24 protein-coding genes are annotated in these 24,827 nt (G+C 47.8%); 13 read left to right on the top strand and 11 right to left on the bottom strand.

Annotation, left to right across the window (positions count from 1 at the left end):
* Positions 1-104: 104 nt before the first annotated feature.
* From D515_RS18080 to purT, 6 genes are all read left to right on the top strand, one after another.
* Positions 105-614: a hypothetical protein gene (locus D515_RS18080; RefSeq protein ID WP_002540551.1), complete on the top strand. Its 510-nt coding sequence runs from the start codon at positions 105-107 to the stop codon at positions 612-614.
* 129 nt (positions 615-743) lie between these two features.
* Entirely contained in the window at positions 744-1,088 is a 345-nt protein-coding gene (locus D515_RS18075; RefSeq protein ID WP_002540550.1) for a CidA/LrgA family protein, read from the top strand.
* Positions 1,089-1,091: 3 nt separating this feature from the next.
* Positions 1,092-1,781, top strand: coding sequence for an LrgB family protein (locus D515_RS18070; protein WP_002540549.1), 690 nt, complete (start codon positions 1,092-1,094; stop codon positions 1,779-1,781).
* A gap of 149 nt (positions 1,782-1,930) precedes the next feature.
* Entirely contained in the window at positions 1,931-2,818 is an 888-nt protein-coding gene (gene cdd, locus D515_RS18065) for a cytidine deaminase (protein WP_002540548.1), read from the top strand.
* A gap of 121 nt (positions 2,819-2,939) precedes the next feature.
* Positions 2,940-3,824, top strand: coding sequence for a DMT family transporter (locus tag D515_RS18060; RefSeq protein WP_083939927.1), 885 nt, complete (start codon positions 2,940-2,942; stop codon positions 3,822-3,824).
* Positions 3,825-3,991: 167 nt separating this feature from the next.
* Entirely contained in the window at positions 3,992-5,167 is a 1,176-nt protein-coding gene (gene purT, locus D515_RS18055; RefSeq protein WP_002540546.1) for a formate-dependent phosphoribosylglycinamide formyltransferase, read from the top strand.
* 65 nt (positions 5,168-5,232) lie between these two features.
* Here purT and D515_RS18050 read toward each other — a convergent pair whose 3' ends face one another.
* Complete coding sequence (locus D515_RS18050) at positions 5,233-5,871, bottom strand: thiopurine S-methyltransferase (protein WP_002540545.1); 639 nt, start codon at positions 5,869-5,871, stop codon at positions 5,233-5,235.
* 200 nt (positions 5,872-6,071) lie between these two features.
* Between D515_RS18050 and D515_RS18045 the strand changes: the two genes are divergently transcribed.
* Complete coding sequence (locus tag D515_RS18045; RefSeq protein WP_002540544.1) at positions 6,072-6,587, top strand: hypothetical protein; 516 nt, start codon at positions 6,072-6,074, stop codon at positions 6,585-6,587.
* A gap of 241 nt (positions 6,588-6,828) precedes the next feature.
* Positions 6,829-8,238: a basic amino acid/polyamine antiporter gene (locus D515_RS18040; protein ID WP_002540543.1), complete on the top strand. Its 1,410-nt coding sequence runs from the start codon at positions 6,829-6,831 to the stop codon at positions 8,236-8,238.
* Positions 8,239-8,294: 56 nt separating this feature from the next.
* On the opposite strand, the gene D515_RS18035 is transcribed toward D515_RS18040, so the two are convergent.
* Positions 8,295-8,717, bottom strand: a complete 423-nt coding sequence (locus tag D515_RS18035) for a hypothetical protein (protein WP_239643993.1) — start codon at positions 8,715-8,717, stop codon at positions 8,295-8,297.
* Between the two features lie 330 nt (positions 8,718-9,047).
* Positions 9,048-9,425: a hypothetical protein gene (locus tag D515_RS18030; protein WP_002540541.1), complete on the bottom strand. Its 378-nt coding sequence runs from the start codon at positions 9,423-9,425 to the stop codon at positions 9,048-9,050.
* 328 nt (positions 9,426-9,753) lie between these two features.
* Here D515_RS18030 and D515_RS18025 point away from each other — a divergent pair, with 328 nt between their 5' ends.
* Complete coding sequence (locus tag D515_RS18025) at positions 9,754-10,443, top strand: DUF2982 domain-containing protein (protein WP_002540540.1); 690 nt, start codon at positions 9,754-9,756, stop codon at positions 10,441-10,443.
* Positions 10,444-10,447: 4 nt separating this feature from the next.
* On the opposite strand, the gene D515_RS18020 is transcribed toward D515_RS18025, so the two are convergent.
* Complete coding sequence (locus tag D515_RS18020; RefSeq protein ID WP_002540539.1) at positions 10,448-11,101, bottom strand: MBL fold metallo-hydrolase; 654 nt, start codon at positions 11,099-11,101, stop codon at positions 10,448-10,450.
* Between the two features lie 279 nt (positions 11,102-11,380).
* Between D515_RS18020 and D515_RS18015 the strand changes: the two genes are divergently transcribed.
* Together D515_RS18015 and olsF are read left to right on the top strand one after the other, a co-directional pair.
* Positions 11,381-12,205 carry a UDP-2,3-diacylglucosamine diphosphatase gene (locus D515_RS18015; protein WP_002540538.1) on the top strand — a complete coding sequence of 275 codons (825 nt, stop codon included), beginning with the start codon at positions 11,381-11,383 and terminating at the stop codon, positions 12,203-12,205.
* Positions 12,206-12,239: 34 nt separating this feature from the next.
* Complete coding sequence (olsF, locus tag D515_RS18010) at positions 12,240-13,976, top strand: bifunctional ornithine lipid synthase OlsF (protein ID WP_002540536.1); 1,737 nt, start codon at positions 12,240-12,242, stop codon at positions 13,974-13,976.
* A 43-nt stretch (positions 13,977-14,019) separates the two neighbouring features.
* On the opposite strand, the gene mepK is transcribed toward olsF, so the two are convergent.
* From mepK to D515_RS17980, 6 genes are all read right to left on the bottom strand, one after another.
* Positions 14,020-14,574, bottom strand: a complete 555-nt coding sequence (gene mepK, locus D515_RS18005; protein ID WP_002540535.1) for a peptidoglycan L,D-endopeptidase MepK — start codon at positions 14,572-14,574, stop codon at positions 14,020-14,022.
* 280 nt (positions 14,575-14,854) lie between these two features.
* The gene (locus D515_RS18000) at positions 14,855-16,495 is read right to left on the bottom strand and encodes a L,D-transpeptidase family protein (protein ID WP_002540533.1); all 1,641 of its coding nucleotides are present in this window, start codon (positions 16,493-16,495) and stop codon (positions 14,855-14,857) included.
* A 101-nt stretch (positions 16,496-16,596) separates the two neighbouring features.
* On the bottom strand, positions 16,597-17,679 hold the full coding sequence (locus tag D515_RS17995) for a DUF1513 domain-containing protein (protein WP_039850283.1): 1,083 nt from the start codon (positions 17,677-17,679) through the stop codon (positions 16,597-16,599).
* Between the two features lie 9 nt (positions 17,680-17,688).
* Positions 17,689-18,702: an imelysin family protein gene (locus tag D515_RS17990; protein WP_002540531.1), complete on the bottom strand. Its 1,014-nt coding sequence runs from the start codon at positions 18,700-18,702 to the stop codon at positions 17,689-17,691.
* 11 nt (positions 18,703-18,713) lie between these two features.
* The gene (locus D515_RS17985; RefSeq protein ID WP_002540530.1) at positions 18,714-20,090 is read right to left on the bottom strand and encodes a di-heme oxidoreductase family protein; all 1,377 of its coding nucleotides are present in this window, start codon (positions 20,088-20,090) and stop codon (positions 18,714-18,716) included.
* Between the two features lie 83 nt (positions 20,091-20,173).
* On the bottom strand, positions 20,174-21,430 hold the full coding sequence (locus D515_RS17980) for an imelysin family protein (protein WP_002540529.1): 1,257 nt from the start codon (positions 21,428-21,430) through the stop codon (positions 20,174-20,176).
* Between the two features lie 458 nt (positions 21,431-21,888).
* On the opposite strand from D515_RS17980, the gene D515_RS17975 reads away from it, so the two are divergent.
* Positions 21,889-22,380 (top strand): MarR family winged helix-turn-helix transcriptional regulator, encoded by a 492-nt coding sequence (locus D515_RS17975; protein ID WP_002540528.1) that lies wholly within the window; start codon positions 21,889-21,891, stop codon positions 22,378-22,380.
* 41 nt (positions 22,381-22,421) lie between these two features.
* Here the strand turns inward: D515_RS17975 and D515_RS17970 are convergent, their stop codons facing one another.
* On the bottom strand, positions 22,422-23,306 hold the full coding sequence (locus D515_RS17970) for a DMT family transporter (RefSeq protein WP_239643992.1): 885 nt from the start codon (positions 23,304-23,306) through the stop codon (positions 22,422-22,424).
* Between the two features lie 270 nt (positions 23,307-23,576).
* Between D515_RS17970 and D515_RS17965 the strand changes: the two genes are divergently transcribed.
* Complete coding sequence (locus D515_RS17965) at positions 23,577-24,803, top strand: EAL domain-containing response regulator (protein WP_152442393.1); 1,227 nt, start codon at positions 23,577-23,579, stop codon at positions 24,801-24,803.
* Positions 24,804-24,827 lie beyond the last annotated feature (24 nt).

Genomic DNA, 24,827 nt, shown 5'->3' with positions numbered 1-24,827 from the left:
ATTGTTTACCGTGTGATGTTCGCTTTACGCACCTGTATTTTCAGGTGCGTTTCATTTGAATTTCTGTGATTTGAGTCCACACTTTTCTTATAAGAGATTGCCGTGTGGGAAATGAGATGGTCACCAAGGTCAACAGTCGCTGCTACCGATTTTCAGATGTAGATTTCGAACCTGAGAGCCGTTCTCTGTATTGGCGTGACAGCACAGTCACTACCCTGACCTATGAAGAATGCAGACTGCTAGAAATGCTTTGCTACCATGCGGGCGAAGTACTTTCAGCGAGAGTCCTATATACGGCGACCTCATTGCCGGACTCTTCGTTCTCCCAGCATCAAAACAGTATTTGTTCTTTGCTGGCGAAATCCTATCGTCAAGGAGAAAAAATCCTGCCACTGGATGTCGTAGGAGATCATGGTTATCGCATCGCCTTGCCACAAAAAACATATCAGCGACAAGACGAGTTACCGCCCGACCCTTCTCTGCCAGACGAACTCGACATCAACCTGGAAGAGGCCATCGCGGAACCAGAACCCCACCCAAAAACCGCCCATCTTTTCCTGGGTGCTGTCACTTTTTTAGTCGCTGCAGCCGCGGGTGCCGTCTACTTTTTCTAACGTGATGACATGAAACCTAACGGCAGCTTGGACTGCCGTTTTTTGTGTGATCTTCCTCGAATAGAACAAGGTTTCATATACGCTCTCGTAGTAGAATGTCTGTCATTCAGAACAAGCGAGACAAATAAAGTGAACTACCTGATCGGATTTGCGTTGATCGCGCTCTACTACGCGATCGGCAGTCTTATTACGACTTTCCTGCATCTGCCTTTTCCAAGTAGCATCGTCAGTATGTTGTTACTTTTTGTCAGCCTGACCACAGGAGTGGTGCCTGGACGTTGGGTAAAAGATGCCTGCACGCTACTGATCATGGTGATGCCATTGTTTTTTATCCCCGCCAGCATGGGGTTGATGGATCACTTCACTTTACTGGTTTCTGACTCCTTGCCTTTGCTAGGTGCTACAGTGTTGAGCTCGCTGATTGTATTAGTGGTGATGGCTAAACTGCTGGACAAAGATAAGGAAGAGAACTGAGCCATGTGGATTATCGCGACACTGATTGTCTATGCCATTGCCCGACAGATTGCCCTCAAGCTTCGTCATCCTGTTTTCAATCCGCTGTTGATTAGCTTGATAGTGCTCATGCCCATGGTCATTTATAGCGGTGATACCTACCAGATTTATTTTGAGCAGAACCAAATCATTAACTTCATGCTTGGCCCTGCGGTTATTGCATTGGCTTATCCGCTGTATGAACAAATGCATGTCATCCACCGGCATTGGCGAACCATTCTTATTGCCTGCACCTTAGCGAGTTTTGCTTCGATGATCTTAGGTTCACTCATTGCCGTGTGGGTAGGTGGTGACTTACAAATCGCTGCGTCTGTTCTGCCTAAATCTGTGTCAACGCCCTTTGCTTTGAGCACCGCTGAGCACATTGGTGGGATCCCTGCCGTCACAGCGGCGTTGGTAGTGGTCGCGGGGTTGTTTGGTGCTTTGATTGGGTATCCATTGCTGAATGCATTGAAGGTGAAATCATCGCTGGCGAGAGGACTATCCATTGGTGCAGTTTCTCACGCCATCGGCACAGCAAAAGCAGCAGAGAGTAATTATCAGGAAGGTGCCATGAGTTCACTGGCCTTGGTGATTTGCGGCATCATCACCACCATTCTCGCACCCTTTGTGTATCCGATTATTGTGTTTGTTATTAATTACACCACAACATGACAGGCATCAAATGAAATCGAAATCATGTGAAATCACCCTAATTAATGCAATGGAACTAAATGTTGCACATATTAAGTGATTTAAATCACGTTAATTTGGCTATAATTCGCTTTAGAATACTCTCCCATAACAAGAGCATTGGAGCGAACATGCGAGCTAGCGTTCAGGAAGCAATTGCAGCTTTACCTACTCCGTTCAAAGAAGCAGTTAACAAGATCGTTACTGCACCAGAATTTGATGCCACAATCAGTGCCCAAGACTTTGCCGCACTGCTTGAAGAAACTGGACTTTCAGACGCCGAGGCACGCGTTGCCCTCTTGCCAGTAGCCGCCGCCTATTCGGTTGCCCCCATTTCAAAGTTCTATGTTGGCGCCATTGCACGTGGCGAATCAGGCCGCTTGTATCTGGGCGCAAACATGGAATATGAAGGTGTTCAATTGAACCAGTCTGTTCATGCTGAGCAATCTGCCATCAGCCACGCATGGCTGAAAGGTGAAACCCGCCTGACAGATATCACCATCAATTACAGCCCGTGTGGTCATTGCCGTCAGTTCATGAACGAGTTGAGTGGTGCAGAATTGCTGCAAGTCCAATTGCCTGAGCGTGAAGCCAAGCTATTGCACAGCTATCTGCCAGAAGCATTTGGCCCATCTGACCTCGGTGTCGACCAACCCTTGTTAGCACCAGTTAATCACGGGTTAGCCGCAAAAGAAGACGATGAGCTGATTAAGGCCGCTGTTCAAGCCACTAACCGCAGCCATGCGCCATACACCCGCAATCTGAGCGGTGTTGCGGTGCGTGATATCAAAGGCAATGTCTTCACTGGTATGTATGCTGAGAACGCTGCGTTTAACCCAAGCTTGCCTCCACTTCAGGTCGCCCTGAACTTAATGAACCTGGCTAATGCGCCTTTGACTGATATTCAGGAAGTGGTCTTGGTTGAAACCGCCAATGCCAACAACAGTCACCTGCAAGATACCCAGGCGATGTTGGAAGCGCTAAACCCTGATATTCCTTTGGGTTATCTGGCGATTTAATGCCTATTCGCGACACTTAAGTGACAAAACGCCGGATATTCCCGGCGTTTTTACGTTTTCCCCTTCCCATGTACAATTTTTTCGCTAGTATCGGAACACTTTTTCTCTTTCCAACACGCACATGAGCCAACAACACAACCCTATTCTAGGTGCCACATGGATGCTGACCGCCGGTGTCTGTTTCGCGATGGTGAACAGTCTCGCGCAGTATGTGAGCTTTAAAATGCAACTGCCTTCTACCACTGTTGCTTTCATTCAATACTTCATTGCGTTGATTGCCATGCTCCCTTGGCTGAAAAGTATGGGGATCCGACAGGCACTGAAAACCGAACATCTCGGCATGCACTGCCTGCGAGTCTTTTTCTCGGTGATTGGTATTCAACTTTGGCTGTGGGCGTTGGCTTATCCCGTCCCTATTTGGCAAGGCATAGCACTGCTGATGACATCACCACTGTTTGCCACCATCGGATCTGGCCTTTTCCTTGGTGAAAGAGTCGGCCCTGCACGCTGGTTTGCAACGTTGAGCGGCTTTGTAGGCGCCATGATCATATTGGAGCCTTGGTCAGATGATTTTAACTGGGCAACGCTTCTGCCGGTGGGCGCTGCTTTCTTCTGGGCAACCTACTCTCTGATGGTGAAAAAACTATCGCACTATGATTCACCAACCACCATGGTGGTTTATCTGCTGCTTCTTATCACGCCATTCAACATTTTGCTGGCAGCGCCAGAATGGACAATGCCAAGCGGTCAAACTGTATGGTTGATGCTTCTGGGCGCAGGCCTTTTGACCGCTTTGGCTCAATGGGCGATTGCCAAAGCTTACGCTGTGGCGGATGCTTCGTTCGTACAGCCCTTTGACCATGCAAAGCTGCCACTGAACGTTTTGTTTGGCTTCTTGGTCTTTGGCTGGGTGCCACCAGGCCGACTCTGGCTTGGCGCTGCTATCATCATTGCTGCGGTATTCTTCATCACCCATTGGGAAACACGAAAACCGACAAACCGCTAACTGCTTTTGTAAGCCGCTCAAATTGAGCGGCTTTTTCTTATGAGGTCTTTCAAGACATCGCCCAGAACAAAAGGTTTTCAAGTGTCTCAGGACAAAAACAAACGTTTGCGCAAACGTTTGCTTAAGGTAGAATTGCGGCCAGACATTTGAATGATTGGAAGAATATCATGATTGGTACTGCTACCCGTCCTGGCGCAACTCGCGTCCTGCTTTTAGGCTCTGGTGAACTTGGCAAAGAAGTGGCAATTGAATGCCAACGACTCGGCCTCGAAGTCATTGCCTGTGACCGTTATGCTGATGCCCCCGCAATGCAAGTCGCCCATCGCAGCCATGTGATTGACATGCTGGATGGCGATGCCCTTGCGGCGGTAATTGCTCAGGACAAGCCTGACTATGTTGTGCCAGAGATTGAAGCCATCGCCACTGACCGTCTGGTTGAGCTGGAAAAATCGGGGCTCAATGTGGTTCCTACCGCACGAGCAACACAGCTGACAATGAACCGTGAAGGTATCCGTCGTCTGGCTGCAGAAGAACTGCAGGTTCCTACTTCACCCTACGCCTTTGCAGACACGCAGGAAGCGTTTGAGCGAGCCATCGAGCAAGTTGGATTTCCGTGCGTTGTTAAGCCAGTGATGAGTTCATCGGGCAAAGGACAGAGCGTAGTAAAATCTGCCTCTGACATTCAATATGCATGGGATTACGCCCAAGAAGGCGGACGCGCCGGCCGTGGCAAAGTCATCGTTGAAGGGTTCGTTGAGTTCGATTATGAAATCACTCTGCTGACTGTTAGTGCCATCGATGGCATTCATTTCTGTGCGCCAATCGGCCACCGTCAGGAAGATGGCGACTACCGTGAATCATGGCAGCCGCAGGCAATGAGTGAGAAAGCACTCAAAGCCGCTGAAGATGTTGCGCGCAAAGTGGTCACTGCGTTGGGAGGATATGGTCTGTTTGGTGTGGAGCTTTTCATCAAAGGCGATGAAGTGATGTTCAGTGAGGTCTCCCCTCGTCCGCATGATACCGGTATGGTGACACTGATCTCTCAGGATCTTTCTGAGTTCGCCCTTCATGTACGCGCGTTCCTGGGCTTGCCCGTAAATGCAATTCGCCAGTTCGGTCCTTCTGCTTCTGCCGTAATTCTTGCGGAAGGCACGTCGGATAACCTGAGTTTTCAGGGACTCACCGAAGCACTGCGTTACAGCGATACACAGGTTCGCTTGTTCGGTAAGCCTGACATTAACGGTCGCCGCCGTTTAGGCGTTGCACTGGCTACTGATACCAATACAGATTCTGCCGTCAGCAAAGCTGTAAGCGTCGCTTCATCTGTCCAGGTAGATTTCTAAACGACAACAGTCACGCATAAAAAACGCCACCTCGTCAGGTGGCGTTTTTGTTTCCAGAGCGTTTACTAGGACTCTATCAACCAGACTTCTTCTGCAAAGAAATCCGCGGTTTTACCTTTAGGGGGTCTATCTGCCTGCTCATCTCGATTTAGATGAGTGATCTTATAGCCTTCAAACAACCGACGTACTTCGTCAGCATCCACACTGAATGGAGGACCGTCCATTTGCTCTTGGGGATAATGAAGTGTCACCAACAAGATGCGTCCGCCCGGTTTAAGAAGCGACAACAACCTTTCCGCATACTGTTGACGCAGGGATTCAGGCATGGCTATCAGCGCAGCACGATCATAAATCAGCGGATAGGTTTCTAACGGCGCAGTGAAATAGTCACCGGCATAGATAGACAGCTCATCAAATTGATATAGCTTCATCGTCGGGCTCATCGAAGTGACCGTCGGTGTATAAAGGTGCTCAGAAAAAAACGCACGCACCGCAATCTCACTCAATTCGACACCCACTACCTCGTCGTGCTTGCTGGCCAGCCAGCTTAGGTCAATGGATTTGCCACACATAGGGACAAACACCGCCTCTTCTCGTTGAGGGTTAAGCAAAGGCCAATACTTTACCAGAAGCGGATTGGTATCCGAGAGGTGAAAACCAATGCGGTTTTCTGCCCATCGGCTGTGCCAGAATTCCTGATCCATGTTGTTGTTCTCGTTGTTACTTTCCACACAAGGGCGACATCTTAACAGTGTCACTCAGCCGGAAAAAACCATTTCTCGAAGGCGAAAAGGATCATATTCGTGATCAACTTCGCGATGTTTTCCAATTTTCTATTGTTTTTTGACTAAATTATAACTACTGTACACACATACAGTATTGGATATTCGTACAGGAAAACATGATGAAACAGTCGTTTGCGATCAACCAATCCGTTCACCACACACACATGACCCGTTCTGCTGTTCGCGAGCATTACGCCCGTCTTGCTGCTGGTGCGCGCAGCTTTCACCAGGCACATCGTTATCAAAGCAATGACGCCTCAATTTCCTGTGATTCAATTTCCTGTCATTTGGTCTCTGTGAATATCTACCAAAACAACATGAGCGAATTGGCTTACCTGCTGCGATTGGTTAAAAGCCTCGCAGAAAGTCATAAGTGGATTACCTTGATTGCGCCGCCATCCAATTTCTCTCTTTCACTTTTTACTCAGGCTGGCATTCAACAATCTCAAATTCGTATTGCTCGTCCAACAGCAACCCACGACGCTAAAGATCTTATGCGTAAAGCACTGGCCTCAGACACCTCTGCCGCTGTGATTGGTTTTGGTGAGCTCAGCCATTTTGCTGAATCTCTATCCGGGACTGAAACCCATACACCAGGATTCGTGATTTCAGGTGTCCCTGAACAACTTCACTAACCTGTACCTCAAAACAATATCGAACACTGCCTCGCGGCACTTGGAGTCAATATGACTCAAGGGTCTGTTGACCCTTAGTGCTGCGAAACCTTTTTAGAGCCAAGGGCCTGTTGACCCTATATAAATATTCGGGTTTCAACAGCATCACCAACGCATAATTTCCCATTTCTGAACAGATTGTCACCTTAGCCCGTTGCCTATACTCAGCTTTTCCGACGGATCGAACTAGGAATGCTAGGTTTTGAGCAATAAATTGGATTTAAAGGCACTCACTGCCCTTGTCATTGGCTCCATGATAGGTGCCGGGGTTTTCAGTCTTCCCCAAAACATGGCAGCCATTGCCAGCCCTGCTGCGGTTTCCCTTGGTTGGTTGATCACTGGCTTTGGCATGATCTGTCTGGCATTGACCTTCCAAAAACTCACATTAAGTAAACCCGATGTTCAGGGCGGCGTGTTCGGCTATGCACAAGCTGGTTTTGGGGATTTGTGCGGTTTTTTTTCTTCATGGGGCTATTGGCTCAGTGCGGCCGTCGCCAACGTTTCTTATCTGGTGATTGTATTCAGCACTCTGGGGCTGTTCTTTGACACGCCGACGTTCAAATTGTTTGGTGATGGGAATACGTTAGTTTCCGTTGCTTTATCATCAATACTTATCTGGCTCGTACACACTTTGGTGTTACGTGGTGTTCAAACGGCTGCCATCGTTAACTATGTAACGACTATCGCCAAGCTGATCCCAATCCTTGTCTTTATCATTGCCACATTTATCGCCTTCAAATGGGACACGTTCACGTTTGATTTTACCGGCCTTAACATCGCCAATCAGCCAAGCCTATTTGATCAAATCAAACAAACCATGTTGATCACAGTGTGGGTGTTTATTGGGGTGGAAGGTGCAGTCGTTGTCTCCAGCCGGGCAAAGAACAACAAAGACGTCGGTCGGGCGACTATTCTGGGCTTACTGATTTGTCTTTTCCTGTATGTGTCCGTCACATTACTTTCCATGGGTGTCATATCAACGCCAGAGCTGGCGAAGCTGCAGAACCCATCAGCCGCTAAAATCCTTGAAACACTGATTGGAGACATCGGCGCGGCGATCATTGGGAGCGGGCTAATTATCTCTGTCTCTGGTGCCTACCTAAGCTGGACATTGCTGGCGACCGAAACACCTTACACTGCGGCAAAACTCGGCATGTTTCCCAAAGTCTTCGCTGAAACTAACCAAAATGGCACGCCCACCTATTCACTATGGCTAACAAGTTGTGCTGTTCAGCTATGCCTGATTCTGATGTTTGTTATTGGCGGCGGATATGATGATTTGCTGACCATCGCATCGGAAATGATTTTAGTGCCCTACCTACTCGTAGCAGCCTACTTAATGAAATTGTCTTTCAGTGAGCTTGATACGTTCAAAGTCAAAGCCATCGCATTTCTGGCAACGATTTACGGCATCTGGTTACTTTACGCGTCTGGCATTCACCATCTACTGCTTGCGACTCTGTTGTATCTGCCGGGTTTGGCCTTTTACATTCATGCCATGCGTGAAACCGGTAAAGCCGGTTTTAACGGGAGGAATAAGATCCTTTTGGTTGTGATTGTTTTCGCCAGTGCTTATGGGGTTTATTTACTGGCTGAGGGCGTCACGCTTTAGCAGGATTTGGTCGTACCCAACAAAAAAAGCGCCACCCAAATCGGTGGCGTTTATTGTTAAAGCATGATCTGCAGAAAGTCTCTGTCACCTTCATGTTGAGTAACGAGAGCGCCCGTCTTCCGGCGTATTTTCTCCAACTCAGCAGTATCGAGTGCGTAAGGTAGAAAGATGTTCAACATTTCAATGTGCTGGCGTTTCGCTTCTTCCACCAGTGTGACAAGGTTAGAAACGTCGCTGTAGAGCGATGAAAGAGAATGTGTCACCGATAAGGTGAAGGCCTCGCTTGGAAAAAAACCTTCGTATGTTTCGATCTGTTTTCTCTTAAATCGGCCCAATTGCGCTGTAAGAGCTTCAAAAAACGTCCAATGTTGGCGGCTGGATTCACACAGAAACTGTGTATAGTCAAAGCTCACGACATGCTGGTTTTGCTTATTTGTACTGTCTAAATATCCCGTCATAGCAAATCCCGTTGCTTTCATTATTCTTGAGATATTCCAAGCGACTACTTCTCATTTCGCCCATTGCTTTTAAGTGCCAAACTGACGATTCAAAAGCTGTTCTTTAATGCCTTAAAGCGAGAGAGAAGTCGCTTGGTTAATGTTCAACTTATCACTCACTATATGTGTTTTTCGAGATTAATCTCGCAAATAAACAAGAACTTTGGGCTTGATCAGCGATAAATTTATGTTGTCCAGAAAAACCATCAATCTTATCTACAGCGCTTTAACACCGAGTTAAAAACCACCGAAAAGAGGCTACAAAAAAACCAGCCCGGTGGCTGGTTCTTCAAACTAACGATCTGTGCGCGATTAAAGTGCTTTGTACAGTACTTTGTTACCAGATTGGATACGCTCTACAACACCTTCTTCAGCCAGCTTCTTCAGCGCGCCTGTCGCCCAAGATGCCGCTTTAGAATCTTCCTGACCTGCTGCCAGACCGATACCTTTAGGGTTGATACCTTCTGCGTTCTGACGAACGATGTCCAACACTTGCTGTTGTTTTGGGGTCAGTGAAACGTCTGCAACCACTTTTGCTGGTGCTTCAGTTTTTTGCTCAACTGCCGGCTTTTCAGCTTTAACCGCTTTTACTGGCGCTTCTTTCTTCGCAACAACTGCTGATGCAGATTTTGCTGCTTTGATGTGTTTCTGAAGCTTAAGTTGAACTTTACGTTTGTGAGAGATCTTCATTAAATCGTCCTACTCCGACGTACTGCATTGAAATTTACCGACAGTCTTCGAAAGCGAATACTCGTTCCAAAAGCCCGTTTGGGAAGGCAAAAGCCTTGTTTTACTTCCCTAAACCAGCCTTTTATCACCGCTTCGGTATCAAGCAGAGTTAAAAACAAAGCGCGTTTTATATCAAAAATCCCCCGCGTTTTGTAGCACTAACGACGACTGAGAATGAAAGTTGAGCCAAGTGTCGGAAACTACACTTTATTTTGTTTGGAATTCGACCGATAGTATTCGGTGATCGAACTAAGCTTTAGAGAAGTAATACAAGGAAAGTACCAACCCAGTGAGTAAACGATTGCTGATTTATCCTCCCCACCAGCAGATAGGCAAATATTTCCGTATCGCCGTGTTGATTTTGGCCATGGTGGTGGTGACATTTATTTTGCTCAACCCGCAGGTGAAACCTGTTCCCGCTCTGATTGGGCTCTGCCTTCTCGGATCACTGGGTGTATATATTGGCTATGTGATCGACCAGCAACGCCTCTCCTTTTCACTGTCTGACATGCACATTCAGCACCATACGCCTAAAGGGGGCTGGAGCCTTAAATGGCGCAATATCTATCAAATTGGCATTCCTTCCGTTTCCCATGAAGGCTGGCACCAGTCTTTGCCTTGGTTCGGTGTGAGGCTCAAAGACTATGAACCGTTCCTTGAAGGCATCAGTTATCGTCTTGCAGGCCAAATCATCATGGAGCAGCGCGGGCTCTTGCTTAGCGCCTACCGACGCGCCGAAGAACCGATGAGCAGCAAACTCGAAGACATGATGTTTGACGACACGCCTTACACATCGGCCAGTGGTAAGGTTTACAAAGGTCTGGTGGCGATGTTGGCGAACAGAATGAAGTACACCCGAGAGTTACTGGGGTATGACGTGTTTGTCAGTGAAGATCTGTTGGACAGGCCGCTAGAAGATTTTGTGGGGCTAACGAGACAGTATTTGGCTTCTGCGGGCAGAACACCCGCAGAAGAGTAGTTTCTTACCAGATCGGCATGTTGTCCGCGACATACGGGTTTTGCTGACGCTCAATACCGAACGTTGATGTAGGACCATGACCCGGCACGAAAGTGATGTCATTGCCCAGCGGGAACAGCTTGTCCTTGATTGAACTGATCAAGGTTGCATGGTCCCCTTTAGGGAAGTCAGTACGGCCAATGCTGCCATTGAACAGAACATCACCGACCCACGCCATACGATCTTCTTCACTGAAAAGCACAACGTGACCAGGCGTATGACCTGGCGTGTGAATCACTTTCAGTGCGCTTTCACCCAGTGTCACTTCATCGCCGTCTTCCAGCCATTGGTCTGGGTCAAACGCTTCAGTCCGCGCAAAACCAAACATTTCGCTTTGCGCTGGCAGCGCCTGCAGCCAGAACGCATCTTGCTTTTCTGGGCCAATCACAGGCACGTTGTAAGCCGCACGGACTTCTTCAGTTCCACCAACATGATCCAAATGGCCATGAGTCAGAAGCACTTTAACCACGTTCACACCGAGCTCGTTAACCTTTGCCACCAGTTTGGACACGTCACCACCTGGGTCAACCAGCGCCGCTTCGTTGGTTTTATCACACCAGATGATGGAACAGTTTTGCTGAAACCCCGTAACAGGAACGATTTCGTACTTCAAAGCCATAAGAAAATCCGTATAAATGCAAAAATCAGCGAAAGCATATCACGCCCGCGTTCTCATTTTAACGAGAACCGTTCCTTTAGAGGGGCGCATTTACGCGCGCCAATCACATTTCAATGAAGTTCAATATGATCAAGGAATTGGAAAGAATGCTGCTGATTTTGTCATCAACTTGCAAACAGTCTGACACCAGTATGTCACCCCTTTGACAACTCGCCTTCATGTAAACGCACTACATTGAGCATCGACAGTTGATTCGTTTTGAACATCAAATGGATGCCTATGAACCCTATCTCTGTGCGAACTGTGTGGATTTCTGATCTGCACCTGGGAAACAAGGATTGTAAAGCGCAATACCTGCTCGATTTTTTAAATCGACATACCGCAGAAACCATCGTACTTGTTGGTGATATCGTCGATTTTTACTCGATGAAGTCCAGCCACCACTGGCCGGAATCCCACAGTCAGGTGCTTTCTCTCCTCTTGAAACGTGCCCACGATGGCACACGCCTCATCTACATTCCCGGAAACCATGACGTTGCGGTACGGGACTATCTCAAGTTCGATTTTGGACGTATCGAAGTACGTGCCCGTTTCGAGCATGAAACCGTCACCGGAAAACGGATTGTCGCCGTGCACGGCGATGAGTTCGATAACGCCGTATGCCACAGCCGATTGACAGAAATCGCCGGCTATGTCGGCTACGACTTCCTGCTTTTCCTGAACAGATGGTGGGCAAGGCTTCGTCGTAAAGCCGGATTCCAGTACTGGTCTCTAGCCTCATACATCAAGTCAAAAGTCAGTTCCGCCAATGTCGCCATTCAGCGTTTCGAAAATGCTGCAGTCCAATTCGCAAGACGGCGTGGTGCAGACGCCATTGTATGTGGGCACATTCATCACCCGGACATTAAGCGGTTGGAAGGCACCTTCTACTTCAACGACGGCGACTGGATTGAGAACTGCACCGCTTTGCTCGAACAGCACGATGGCACCATTCAGCTTATCCGATGGACTGAAAAATCCACATTACTTGCGGAAACTGACGCCTTTGTCGACCCAGAAATGAATAGATTCCGTGAAGAGAAAGAAAGCATAGAAGCAGCCTGATGAGCGAAAAACGCTCGGGGGCAAAAGGAAAGATATGTTTAGCATTGATGACGTCATTACAAAGAACTACCCAAGTATCGCTGACAAGCGCTGGATTTCTCGCCCTGTCAGCTCAACACTTCGTCGCTTACTTCACGAGGAAGCGTTTCAGAGCTTTGCGGAAAAATACCCTTATCTGAGAGGCTTTGAGTTCGTCGAACAGGTGCTGGATTATTTTCATTTCAGCTATGCCACCAGCGACCGCGAACGAGAGCGTATTCCTTCCACTGGCCGCGTCGTGATTATCGCCAACCATCCCATCGGTTCGCTTGACGGCCTCGCATTGCTAAAACTGGTTCGTGAAATTCGGCCGGATGTCAAAGCGGTCGCTAACAACTTATTGATGCAGATTGAGCCAATGCACAACTGTTTGCTGCCAGTGAATAACATGTCTGGGAGAACGCCAAAAGAGAATCTGCGCAAGATTGATGAATGGCTGGAAAATGACGGCGCGCTGATTATTTTCCCCGCAGGCGAAGTCTCTCGTTTCAGCCCAACCGGAGTGAAGGACAAAGCCTGGCATCATGGTTTTCTGAAAATGGCAACCAAAGCCAAAGCGCCGATATTACCTATTCATGTTGATGGTCGAAACTCAGCAGTGTTTTATGGCGCTTCCATGGTCTACAAACCCTTGTCTACCCTGCTGTTGGTCAATGAAATGTTTGGGCAGGAAAACAACACCATCAATCTGACCATTGGCGAATCCATTCCGTTTGCCAGCTATCATGCCAGCGCCAATCTTCCCCCAAAAACGCGAGTGAAGCTGTTCCGAAAGCATCTTTACAGCGTCGCCAAAGGCAAGCCAGGTGAATTCCCCACCGAGTCGGCTATCGCTTCCCCCGAGCCAAGATTGAAACTGGCAAAAGAATTGGAACAGAGCGAGCGACTGGGCGAAACACCCGATGGAAAATCCATCTACCTTTATCGGTACAAAGACGAATCCCATGTCATGCGTGAAATTGGCCGTTTGCGTGAAGTGGCGTTCCGCGCTGTGGGTGAAGGTACCGGTCAACGCCGAGACATCGACAAGTACGATCAGCACTATTTCCACTTGGTGCTGTGGGACCCTAAAGCCATGGACATTGTCGGCGCTTATCGCTTCTGTGATACCCAAGCCGTTATCGCGCAGCATGGGCTAAAGGCCGTATATACCCATACCCTGTTCGACTACGGAGATGGCATGACAGACGTGCTGAACAAAGGTTTGGAGCTTGGTAGAAGCTTTGTGCAACCTAAATACTGGGGCAAGCGCAGTCTGGATTACCTCTGGTTGGGAATTGGTGCATTTCTGGCGAAGCACCCTCATTACCGCTATCTCTTTGGCCCGGTCACCATCAGCAATGCCATGCCACAGGCCGCGAAGGAGTTACTGATTTTCTTCTACAGCACCTACTTTGGTGCACATGCGACCATCGCGCGTTCCAAGCGCCCTTTCAATATCGACAGCCAGAAAGAACATGAACTGCTTGTCCATTTTTGTGGCGATGACTATCAGAAAGATCTGAAGACACTCAAAATGCTGCTCGATAACCTGGGGACGGGCATTCCCACCCTCTACAAACAGTACAGTGAGCTTTGCGAACCGGGCGGCGTACAGTTTCTGGATTTCAGTATCGACCCGGACTTTGCCGACTGCATTGATGGCTTAGTGATGGTGGATATGACCAAGCTGAAGGAGAAGAAACGTCAGAGGTACATCTCCCCGCACCTGAGAGAAATCGAACTGGTTTAAGAACTGAAAAAGGCGCCGAGGCGCCTTTTTAAATCTTCGATAGTTAAGACCAGCTGCGAACCGGCCCAGTATCAATATGAATGAAGCCGCTACGCGGATAATAACCAACGCCACCAGCCTGAAGCTCCAACGCGGCTTTGCGTAATTTAGACAAAGATACATCTTCAATGAAGAAGTCGATAGCCTGTCCCGTGGTGTGGTAACTCTTCTTAGCCTGACCACCGCCATTTTTACGCAGCATTTCATTGGTCGCTGGTGAACGATAACCCGACACCATAGTGATTGGGTTTCTGGCATCGACAAGGTCATAAATCGCCGCAAGTTGATCGTAGAGTTTCGGATCCATCTCGGTAGAAACATTACGTCTGTGATCACGGCATAGCTGGTTCAGCACAGCCAATTCTTTGTCTACATACTGCTTACCGTTGAAATAGCAAACATCAGCATGTTCACCGGTATTAATGCTCAACATGTCTATATTTCGTGGTTTACCGACTGCCAACGGCAGAGCGAGCGCCGTTTGAGGTAAGGCTGCCGCCACTAAACACGCCGCACCGCCCAGTATTAGGCGACGACGTTGGGTATCCAAACCGTCCATAACAACTAACAATTTCCCACAAAGTACTAAATACAACATCAGAGTTGCTAACTACGCTAAAAGCGGTGCTTTTCCCGTTACAACTCTTAAAACAAGAGGAATCTAGCGATATTGAAAATGTTTATCAAACCCCAAAATGTCTCGATAATGAGCAAGCTACTGTAAATAACACCGTTTCCTGATGATTTTCACCGGGTTTTAGACTTTGTCAGGAGAGTGTAAAAATATGCAATTGTGGTAAGCATCACACTGACACTCACCACAATCCGGTTTGAAGCGGTTAAGACTGTTGGTTTTTAGCGGTTAATGAAAAGGCTGCATTACGCTTTGGGCGCGCGTCGTAGTGGTAGACGTCTTCACGAAACTGTACTTCACCGTCGTCATTCACCCATGCAGTCTGATAAATGGTATGAACAGGGATCTTCTTACGCAGCGATACCCACTTAGTCTCGGGAATACGCTGGTAATATTCGTAGTCGCCAAACTCCAACCCAGACCGGCTCAACAACACCTGCGCCAATATCTCCGCTTTCTGCACTCTGATGCAGCCTGAGCTGTATGCGCGGCGCGATTTGCTGAACAAACCTTTGGCTGGCGTGTCATGCAAATAGATAGCATTGCCATTGGGCGTATTGAACTTGTAGCGACCAAGTGCATTGAAGTTACCCGGCGACTGCTGAAGACGGTATGGGAAATTATTCGGGCTCACGCTCTCCCAATCAATCTCCTCAGAGGAAATCACGGATCCATTTACCCAGCTACTCAGGACGGTATAAGAGTGTTTATCCAAATATTCGTTGTCCTGTTGCACCTTAGGTAAAATGTCTTCACGCATGATCTTAACTGGCACATTCCAACTCGGATTAAAGACAACGGAATCTAGGCGCGATTCAAACAGTGGCGTCCTTCGGCTTGGTCGACCCACAACCACTTTGCTGTCGAGAACAAGTTGACTGTCCATCCACAGTTCCATTTCGTAGTTTGGAATGTTTACCAGAATGATTTTTTCACGATCTGTCGGCCACAAACGCAGACGCTCCATATTCAAGGCAAGAATTTGGATCCTGGAGTTCACCGACATATTCAACCAACGACGCGTCTTGTTGCCGATAACACCATCTCGCTTCAAGCCATGTCTTTCTTGAAAACGTTTGACTGCTTCAACCAACAAGGCATTGTAAAAACCCACTTGCTCTATCTTCAGGCGTTGCGCGTCATAGGTACTCAAAACACCCTGGCGCTCAAGATTGGTGATCAGGTTATCCGGATTTTCGAGCTTTGCGCCGTGCTTGATCAGCCCACCCTGCGTCACCTTCGGCCAGTACATGGATTCTTGATCCTGAAGAGCAACAATCGCTTTTGCCATTTCACGGTACTGAGGCGTATCCGGACGCAACTTAAACACAAAATCATAAAGTTCGTTTCTGCTGGCAGAAACAATTAGATTATTGGTTTGCGTAAGTGTTGGGCGCGGTAAAGCTTCACTGATATCCGTACCGAAATACCAACTCTTGCCAAATTCAGGAATTGATTCGATGTAACCAATCAGTGCAAGAAGGCTGTCAGTAGCGAACACGTCGTACGCACGCCAATCACCACTGGCTCTTAACTGACGCAAGATAACCGCACGCCATTCAAAATCCTGACTGATACCTGCCAACGAGATAATATTTATCTGGGTTTCAAGCTCGTCTTTTGCACGGTAGTCATGCCAGATAGGAGCATAAGAGAAATACTCATAAATTTTAGCGACGTCATAAGTGAAATTGACGACACCTGGCTCCGGCTCGGCCTGTTTGACCCACAGCACGGCTTCTTTAGAGACACTATTAGGTGACTCCATAGTTTCCAGTGCGTTAGCGGCCAATGGCATGGCAATATATACAAACAGTGCCTTGATAAGCGTACGAGCAGAAAACATGCGCTACCTCCGGTTAGAGATCATAGTATGGCAAATGGCGCGGTTTTCGCTGGCGGAATTTTTATGAATATTGGAAAACAAAGGGTTAGAAAAGCATCATCCTAAAGCATGACCCAATGATTATCCCAAACGACGCTAGAAGGCTGAAAAGCAATACTTTTTTGATGATTACGTATGACTAATCGCCCACTACCCGCACTGAGAGCAAAAAGGTCCTTCTCCGCAGCCGCACCCGAGGCATCGATCAATGATCCCATCTCAGTAAGTACGCCTGAGGCTAAGTCCCAAATTCCAAAACAATTTCCACGTGGAGAAGTCGCAACTATCTGCGATTCTGTACACGCAACACTGCCAATGTATTGCTGAAAACGCGTCCACTGTTCTCTACTGGCTTTGAGATGCGTAATGTCACGTCCTGGTCTTTTTATTGACAATAATGGAACGATGTTCTCAGCGTCTCCTTGATATTGCTGCGCAATCACCACGTCATCTTTTGGGCTCAATGCCAAGTGGCGAATACTCAGTTTTGGATCTTCTAAGGTGTATTTCTCTTTCACCTGTCCTGACTCAATATCCAACAACGCCAATGACGGCTGCATCGAATCCAGATTCAATTTCTTCCTGCCTTCAGTGCGGATCCCACCAACAGCGACTGCCAGAGTAGTGCCATTGATAACCTTCATTTCATGAGGACCGATACCAAAGCCAGAAATTTCACGCACACGGGTCAATGAGCCATTTCGATGGGTGTGATAAATGCCAATACTGCCTTCACTCGTTGCGATATCTCCCTCTACGACAAAGAGTTGGTTTCTTAGTACGTCGCCGTGCCCGTAGAAGAATTTTCCAGCTGGCGGCGAAGTCGTGTTGCGAACGGCGCCTGTTTCCAGATCGACGCTTTCAATGAATTGTCCTGGACGCCGCGCAAACACATAGGCAAGCGATCTATTCTGGTTTATTGCTATGCCGTGCCCACGTCCGGGTAATGAGGTTTGGAAGCAAACCTCCCCATTTGAATTCGCTGCCGTTACCGCGAAACTTCCGTCTGATGTTTTGGCACAGCCAAGAAACGCTGGTTTGGCTTTATCGGCTTCATTCAGATAAACACGCCAACCACCAGCTAAAGCTCCTGTAGTAAGCAAACCCAATGAAGACAATAACAAGCGGCGACGCTTTTGGCTCATACTCACCCTTTAGTCTCCATCCGTTGAATTAAACCCAACCACCAAGCCCAACGTTGGCCCTACTTCGTCACTCAGTGCGGTTTGCAGATAATCAATGTTGTTAGCAACAATCATCAATGACTGATAGCCCGACTTATCTACCAGTAGCGGTGCCATTGACATGCTTTCCGGAACACTTTTCACCGCCGACTCGAAATGGAAATCCAAACGGTGAGCAAGTTCGGTATGTCCTTTTTCAACCAACAGTGGTTGGAGTATGGATTCGTACCGTTGTTGTAAAGACACCAGTCCATCTCTCAAAAACGCATTCGATTGACCAGAGCGCCAAGCCTGAGCCTGATAAGGCTTGGGGAAACCCGGCTTGCCCATTGGTAATGATAAGGTCTTTGAAATTGCATCGAGTTGGGAGGTCACGCTGCGAAGCGTCTCTGCTTCCAGTTGCTTCCCAGTCAGGTCATTCCAAGGGTTGACCTGCCACGCGCTGTCCAGCGCCTCTGCTGATTTCACACTTCGACCGACTACCGACAGCGTAAGAGGACAACGCATTTCCATGGACTCGACATCTGCCTCGTCAAACAGCAACCATTCAATCGCGCCAAGCCCCTGCACAGCAACACTTTGCTGAGCCAACTCATCAGCAGTTGGAACCGCATCTTTCTTCAAGAGCTGGGTCAACTGACGACCCGTAGTGTTTTTCTTGTCAGGATAAAACTGGATGTTCCAACTGATCGACATAGCCGCTTCGTTGCCAGAATTCCCTCCCACAAAAGGCTGCCAAGCCCTCATGGTTTCGATCCACATGCTCTGCGCTTGATTCAGTTTTTCTTCAGAAGGTGTTTTGCAGAGTCCACGAACACTTCCTTCCAACGCTCTTGCAGCTTCGAGAAATCGCTTAGTGGATTGCTTTTGCATCTCCCACATTACCAGCTCACTCTCTTTCAATGCTGCTTCACTGAAACAACCCGACAGTAGTGACAGCGTCACGCTTAGCGTGAGTGTTTTCATTGGTGATTGAACAAACATGGCTACCGCTCCTACAACGAATTCAGGAAAGCAATCAGGGCTTCGCGCTGCGTTTTATCGAATCCCAAAACGTGTTGTTTGCTGTTCTCGGCTTCGCCGCCATGCCACAGAACCGCTTCCATTACGTTTCTTGCCCGCCCATCATGCAGATACTCGGTATGTCCATTCACCTCTTCGGTGTAGCCCAAGCCCCACAACGGCGCAGTTCGCCATTCCTGCCCGTTGGCAATGAATTCACCGCGGTTGTCTGCCAATCCTTCACCCATGTCATGAAGCAGCAAATCTGTATAAGGATGAATAATTTGATTGCTCAGCGCTGGCCTATCAGTGCGCTCTCCGGTTTGAAGCGTTGATTGATGGCAACTTTCACAGCCTGCGTCGGTGAAGAGCTTCTCCCCTAGTTGCACTTTGGGATCGTCGAGGTTTCGACGCATAGGCACAGCTAGATGCTGGGAATAGAACTCAACGAAATTAAGCACCTTTTCTGTGACTTCAGGGGTACCGCCATTTGGCAGCCGTTCACAGAGTGTTTGGGCTGAAGTGCAGTTCTCCGCGGGGAACAAAGCACTGGTTAAGCCAAGATCACCATTAAATGCCGCCGCGTTTTGCTGCATCAGTGTGGGTTGGCCGGCTTTCCATCCAAAGCGTCCAACGACGGTTTTTTCCTGCAGAACATCCCACACTTCGTTTGGACGCCCTGATACGCCTTTGCCCTCTTTGATTTGCGCTTCGGCAATACCCCTCATCGTTTGCTCAGTGACAGACTCAAGCAAACCAAGACCAATCATAGGTGGCGCCATACGAACAGATTTCTCTATATGAGGGTGCATGTCTCCGTAATTGAGATCTTCGATAGTGATGACAGGTTTTCGAAGCTCTACCGAATAACCGTCTTTGAACGTTTCATTGTGTTTCTCGAAACTCAGGGCAATCCGACCTTCTGGCTTCTCCCCCGGAAGTGCGAAGTCCTGGAGTTGGCCGCCATAAACCGGGTCAGGGATGTTACCTGACATGATCAGCGCTTTTTTCTGCGCATCTGTCATTGCAGGGATACTAAGGCGGATCAGCATAGAAACGGCGTTGTCATCGCCTGGTTTGGGTAAATGACCGCGCCCATCTTTGATATGGCAGTTCTGGCAACCATTTGTGTTGAAAAGTGGGCCCAGTCCATCCCTTGCATCCGTCGAAGCAGGCGCACTTACCCAAGGGTTTCTGAAAAAGCTGTTACCGACGCTGAAGTCGATGCGCTCAATCATAGGAAGGTTGGTGGCAGGTTGTGAGAAGGCATTGACACCCTGCTTGTTGGTCGTGGTATCTCCACCGGATTTAATAGCAGAGGCGTTGGCAGAACAGGCAATTACAGCAAAAGCGAAAGGAATATATTTCATAACGACATTGAAACCAGCTAAACGACAGAAGCCTCCCTAAGGCCTAAAACCCAGGGAGGCTTGGTAAAACATAAGAATCAAACTCAGAACTGATGATCAGCGCTGTCAGGGTTCAGGTTGGAAATCCCTAACTCCGCAGCGACCGTTTCAATACTGCGGGTTTGTTGAACCAGTGCAGAAATGGCGTTGTTCACCAGCTTGTTACCATCAGCGTTGTCGGACGCAATAAGCTGGTCAAAATGCACATTGTCTTTCTCAGCAGATTCTACGAGTTGGTAAACGGCAGTGCGGGCAGAGTCGAAATCAGCTTTGATTTGTGCAGCCGCTTTATCGTTTTTCTTCTTCACCATATCCAGCAGTGAAGGGCCCGTCAGTTCAGAACCATCAATACGCTGATAAGAGCCAGTCAGTACGTTGTAGATACCTTGCTCGTTGTAATAGTGGGAGTTGTGCGTGTTGTCAGAAAAACAATCATGCTCGTCTTCCGTCGAGTTCGCCTCTAACGCGACTTTCATGCGTTCGCCTGCCAACTCACCGAGTGAAAGTGAGCCCATGCCAAACAGCATCTTACGCAGACCGTTTGTGGTGTCTTCTTTCAAAAGGGTTTCGCGGTAGTTGCCTGACTCATTCGCAGACCATTGCTTTTCCATCCAAGTTAAATCTTCTATGAGCAAATCAGAAGCGGCTTTCAGGTATTCACGTCGGCGGTCACAATTGTTGTTGGTACATTCTTCGCCGTAGGCAAAATCAGTGTAAGGACGCTCACCCGCACCAGATTGAGTGCCATTCAGATCCTGACCCCAAAGTAAGAACTCGATAGCGTGATAACCTGTCGCCACATTCGCTTCAGACCCACCAATTTCGTTCAAAGAAGCCAATAACTCAGGCGTAATAGCGGTGACATCCAACTTCTCGCTACCTACCTGAATGCTAGTGTTAGACACGATGTTCGCTACTGCACCACCATTACCCAGTTCGTATTGATAATCCGTTGCTACATAGTCGATCAAGCCTTCATCCAGTGGCCAAGCATTCAGCTGACCTTCCCAGTCGTCCACAATAGCGTTACCAAAACGGAATACTTCAGATTGTTGATAAGGTACGCGTGCAGCAACCCAAGCTGCTTTTGCAGCATCTAGGTTGGCTTGAGATGGAGATTCGATGAGGGCTTCAATCGCGGAATCCAACTTCATCGCAGATTGTTGCGCATCACTGTAAACAGCATGAGCCAGATTTGCGTAGTGGTTTACGACTTCGTCCGGCGTTGCCGCCATTGCAGTGGTTGAAACAGAAGAAAGAACCCAAATAGAGCTGGCAATTGCCAAAGTGGAGCGCTTCATAATCATTCCTTGAATGCGTGTAGTTGTAACAAATTATTGCGATCGACAACAATTATTACATTCACACTCGAGTAAATTCAAATGATATTGATAGTTTTTATCATTTAGATTGACCAAACGTAATCATTCGTTGAAATTTTGGGACTTTCATTTTATTTCAAGGATGAATGAGAGGTTCGGGTGAAGGTTCGTGTCACATCGCTTGAGACAGATTGAGCCTTGGGTGTAAGGTTGACCTAAAGTTAAAGTGAGAAATACAAGTTAATATCCGATAATCGCTGGGATTTTTCCTTCAACAACGGCGCACATTCTGCTGTGAATCAGTGATGAAAGTCTCCGTCTTTTAAGCTTATTGCCCTATCAGCAATATTCCTGTGTAAAAGGTCTTTAAATCTTGATCTTTTATATCGATAATCCCCGCGATTTTTAACATCCTGCTGTCTAAAGGAGAGGCTTCTATGGAGAAGCACGAAGAGGTTCTGGTTGCACTACGACAAATCATCCGCGCTATCGATCTGCATTCTAGAAAACTGAATAAAGAAGCAGGTTTGACAGGACCCCAGTTGGTTCTGATGCGTGCAATCCAGGAACTGGGCGAAGTCACCATTCGTCAGCTTTCCAACCACACCAACATGAGTCAGGCAACAGCGACCACAATTCTTGATCGCTTGGCCAACCGTAACCTGATTGTGCGTGTGAGAAGTAATCTGGATAAGCGTAAAGTTCATGCCCATTTAACACCTGAAGGTGTGAAAGCATTAGAGCAGGCTCCAAAGCCTTTGCAGGAAAGCTTTATTTCCCGCTTCCAGTCTCTCGAAGAGTGGGAACAGTCCCTACTGATCTCTTCTGTCCAGCGCATCTCTTCGATGATGAACGCTGACAACATTGACGCAGCACCGCTTTTGGAAGTGACACCTCTTACATCCGCCGAGCCTGTACGCTCTGAGTGATGAAAAAACAGGATCGGAAAGAGCCCATTCGGGCTCTTTTTTTATGCTCGCTTTTCCCTTCGTCCGAAACTCACTATTCCCGTCGTTAGGGCAGTACCAGCAAAGATCGTTAATCCCCCCGCCAACATTCTCGGTGTGATGATTTCCCCCAGGAAGGCAACACCCCAAACCGCAGCAAATAGCGGAATAAGGAAAGTGACTGCGATCGTATTGGTTGGCCCTACCCTGCTAATCAGTCTAAAAAACAGGATGTAAGCAAAGCCGGTAGATGCAATCCCCAAAATGGCTGCCGCGATCCAGGCTGCAGAATCTGGCGCAGTTTCTGGCCAAAAAAGCAGTCCCAGAGGCAGCAGAACAATTGTTGACCCAACCTGACTGCCTGTTGCTGTCACCAATGGTGGAACTCCGGTCAGGAATCGCTTTGTATAACTCGCGGAGATGCCATACATCAAAGTAGCGCCCAGCACAGCAACGACCGGCCAACCCAGACCTTGATCGCCAAAATCCAGCTTGCCCCAAACCAGGATGATCACCCCTAGTACACCCAGTAACAAACCCAATATCCGATCACGGTTCAGCGACTCGCCAAGCCAAAGATAGGCAATAATCGCCCCCCAGATAGGCGTACCTGCATTCACAATAGATGCAAAACTCCCGGTCACACTGACCATGGCATAGGCAAAAAGAATAAATGGAATAGCCGAACTAAAAAGCCCGACGACACAAGCGTGAAACCAATGCTCACGGAAAGCGGCGGTATGCCCTTTGAGTTGTAATAGCGGAAGCAAAAACAGTGCGCCGAGGCCAACTCGCACCAGTATTAAAGCCAATGGGCCAAAGTCCGGCACTGCATAACGAATAAGGATGAATGAGCCTCCCCAAAGTGCAGCGAGTAGCATTAACTCCATCACATCCAGTTTTTTCATTTCCATATTTCCCTGCTTACATACCGTACGGTGAAGCGTATCCGAAGAGTCACAAAACCACTGGCCGGATACGGTACTCTCTACTGCTCACAATAAAGACACTATTTTTCTGTGGATTAAATTAGCCTCCGAACCACTAACCTTTTCAAACCATTAAATATTTGCATTAGACGCTGCTAAAACATAGAGATCCACACACTCAGACCTGATTGAAATTTGGCTTTAAGCATCTAGTTTTATATTTGATAACCGAAAATCTTATGTGGAAGATTGCCTGTGGAAAGAAGCATTCTCGTCGTTGACGATTCTGAAGCTATTTTACTGATGGTGAGATCTCTATTATCAGAAATTGGTGAGAATAATGTTCACACTTTCAGTAACCCCTACAAAGCGTTAGAAGAACTACGTCGCGCGCCCAACAAATATGACATTGTATTCACCGATCTCAACATGCCCTCTATTGATGGAATGGCGGTGATTAGAGCTTTAGGAAAAATGAAATTTACCGGAGGTGTCTCAATCGTGTCTGGGCTGGACGCAAGGATTATTGAACTGGCGAGTTCAATTGCTCGTCAGCAACAGGTTTGTCTGTTGGGCAATATTGCAAAGCCCATTAACAAAGACGCACTGCAGCTAACTCTGGACAGATTAACTCACTTTGAAGAAAGAAAATTTCTGGACTACCAGAGAATGTCTCCCTCTGAGCTCATCGACTGTATTACGCACCGACAGGTAGTACCCTACTATCAACCAAAATTGAACTCACAAAACAATCGCGTAGAAGGTCTGGAAGTGTTAGCCAGGATTCAAAAGCCAGGTGAATCCAACGCTATTTTACCGGGTCGTTTCATCCCAACAGCCATTGAAAATGACTTGATTGACCTCCTCACAATGCAGCTGGCAGAGATGACAGCGTCAGACATTAAAGAACTGTCAGATATCTTTGGAGAAGATGTCACAATAAGCCTCAATTTGTCTGCCTCACAGCTGGCTGATTTGGAAGTACCCAATCGATTGGAGTTTCTTTTTGAAGCACACGGTATCGACAAGTCCCGCGTCACTCTGGAAATCACAGAAGAATATGCACTGAAAAGCTCCGAACAAATGGAGTCTCTTAACAGACTGAGAATTCGGGGACACGGTGTATCACTTGATGACTTCGGCACAGGTTTCACCAACATCCAACAACTGCGTACATTGCCTTTCACCGAGATTAAAATCGACCGAACCTTGATAAGCAAAATTCATCAGGACCAGTTCAGCCAGGTTATTGTTCAGTCATTGGTGAATATTATGGATAAGTTCGATGTCAAATTAGTTGCTGAAGGAATCGAACAAATCGAAGAGTTAGAATACTTGCATTCCAACTACCCAGAGATGTTGCTCCAAGGCTTTCTCATTTGCCGCCCTAGACCCATAGAGTCGCTAAGAAGTTGGTACAACAGTTGGTTGAAAGGAATTGGCGCCAGCATAAGTTCAGACGGAACCAACCGCTAACGCTGAAGTGCAAAAAAGAAATGG

It is taken from the genome of Grimontia indica, from assembly GCF_000333895.2.
GTDB classification, from domain to species: Bacteria; Pseudomonadota; Gammaproteobacteria; order Enterobacterales; family Vibrionaceae; genus Enterovibrio; species Enterovibrio indicus.
This window is presented reverse-complemented; position numbering and strand designations above follow the sequence as displayed.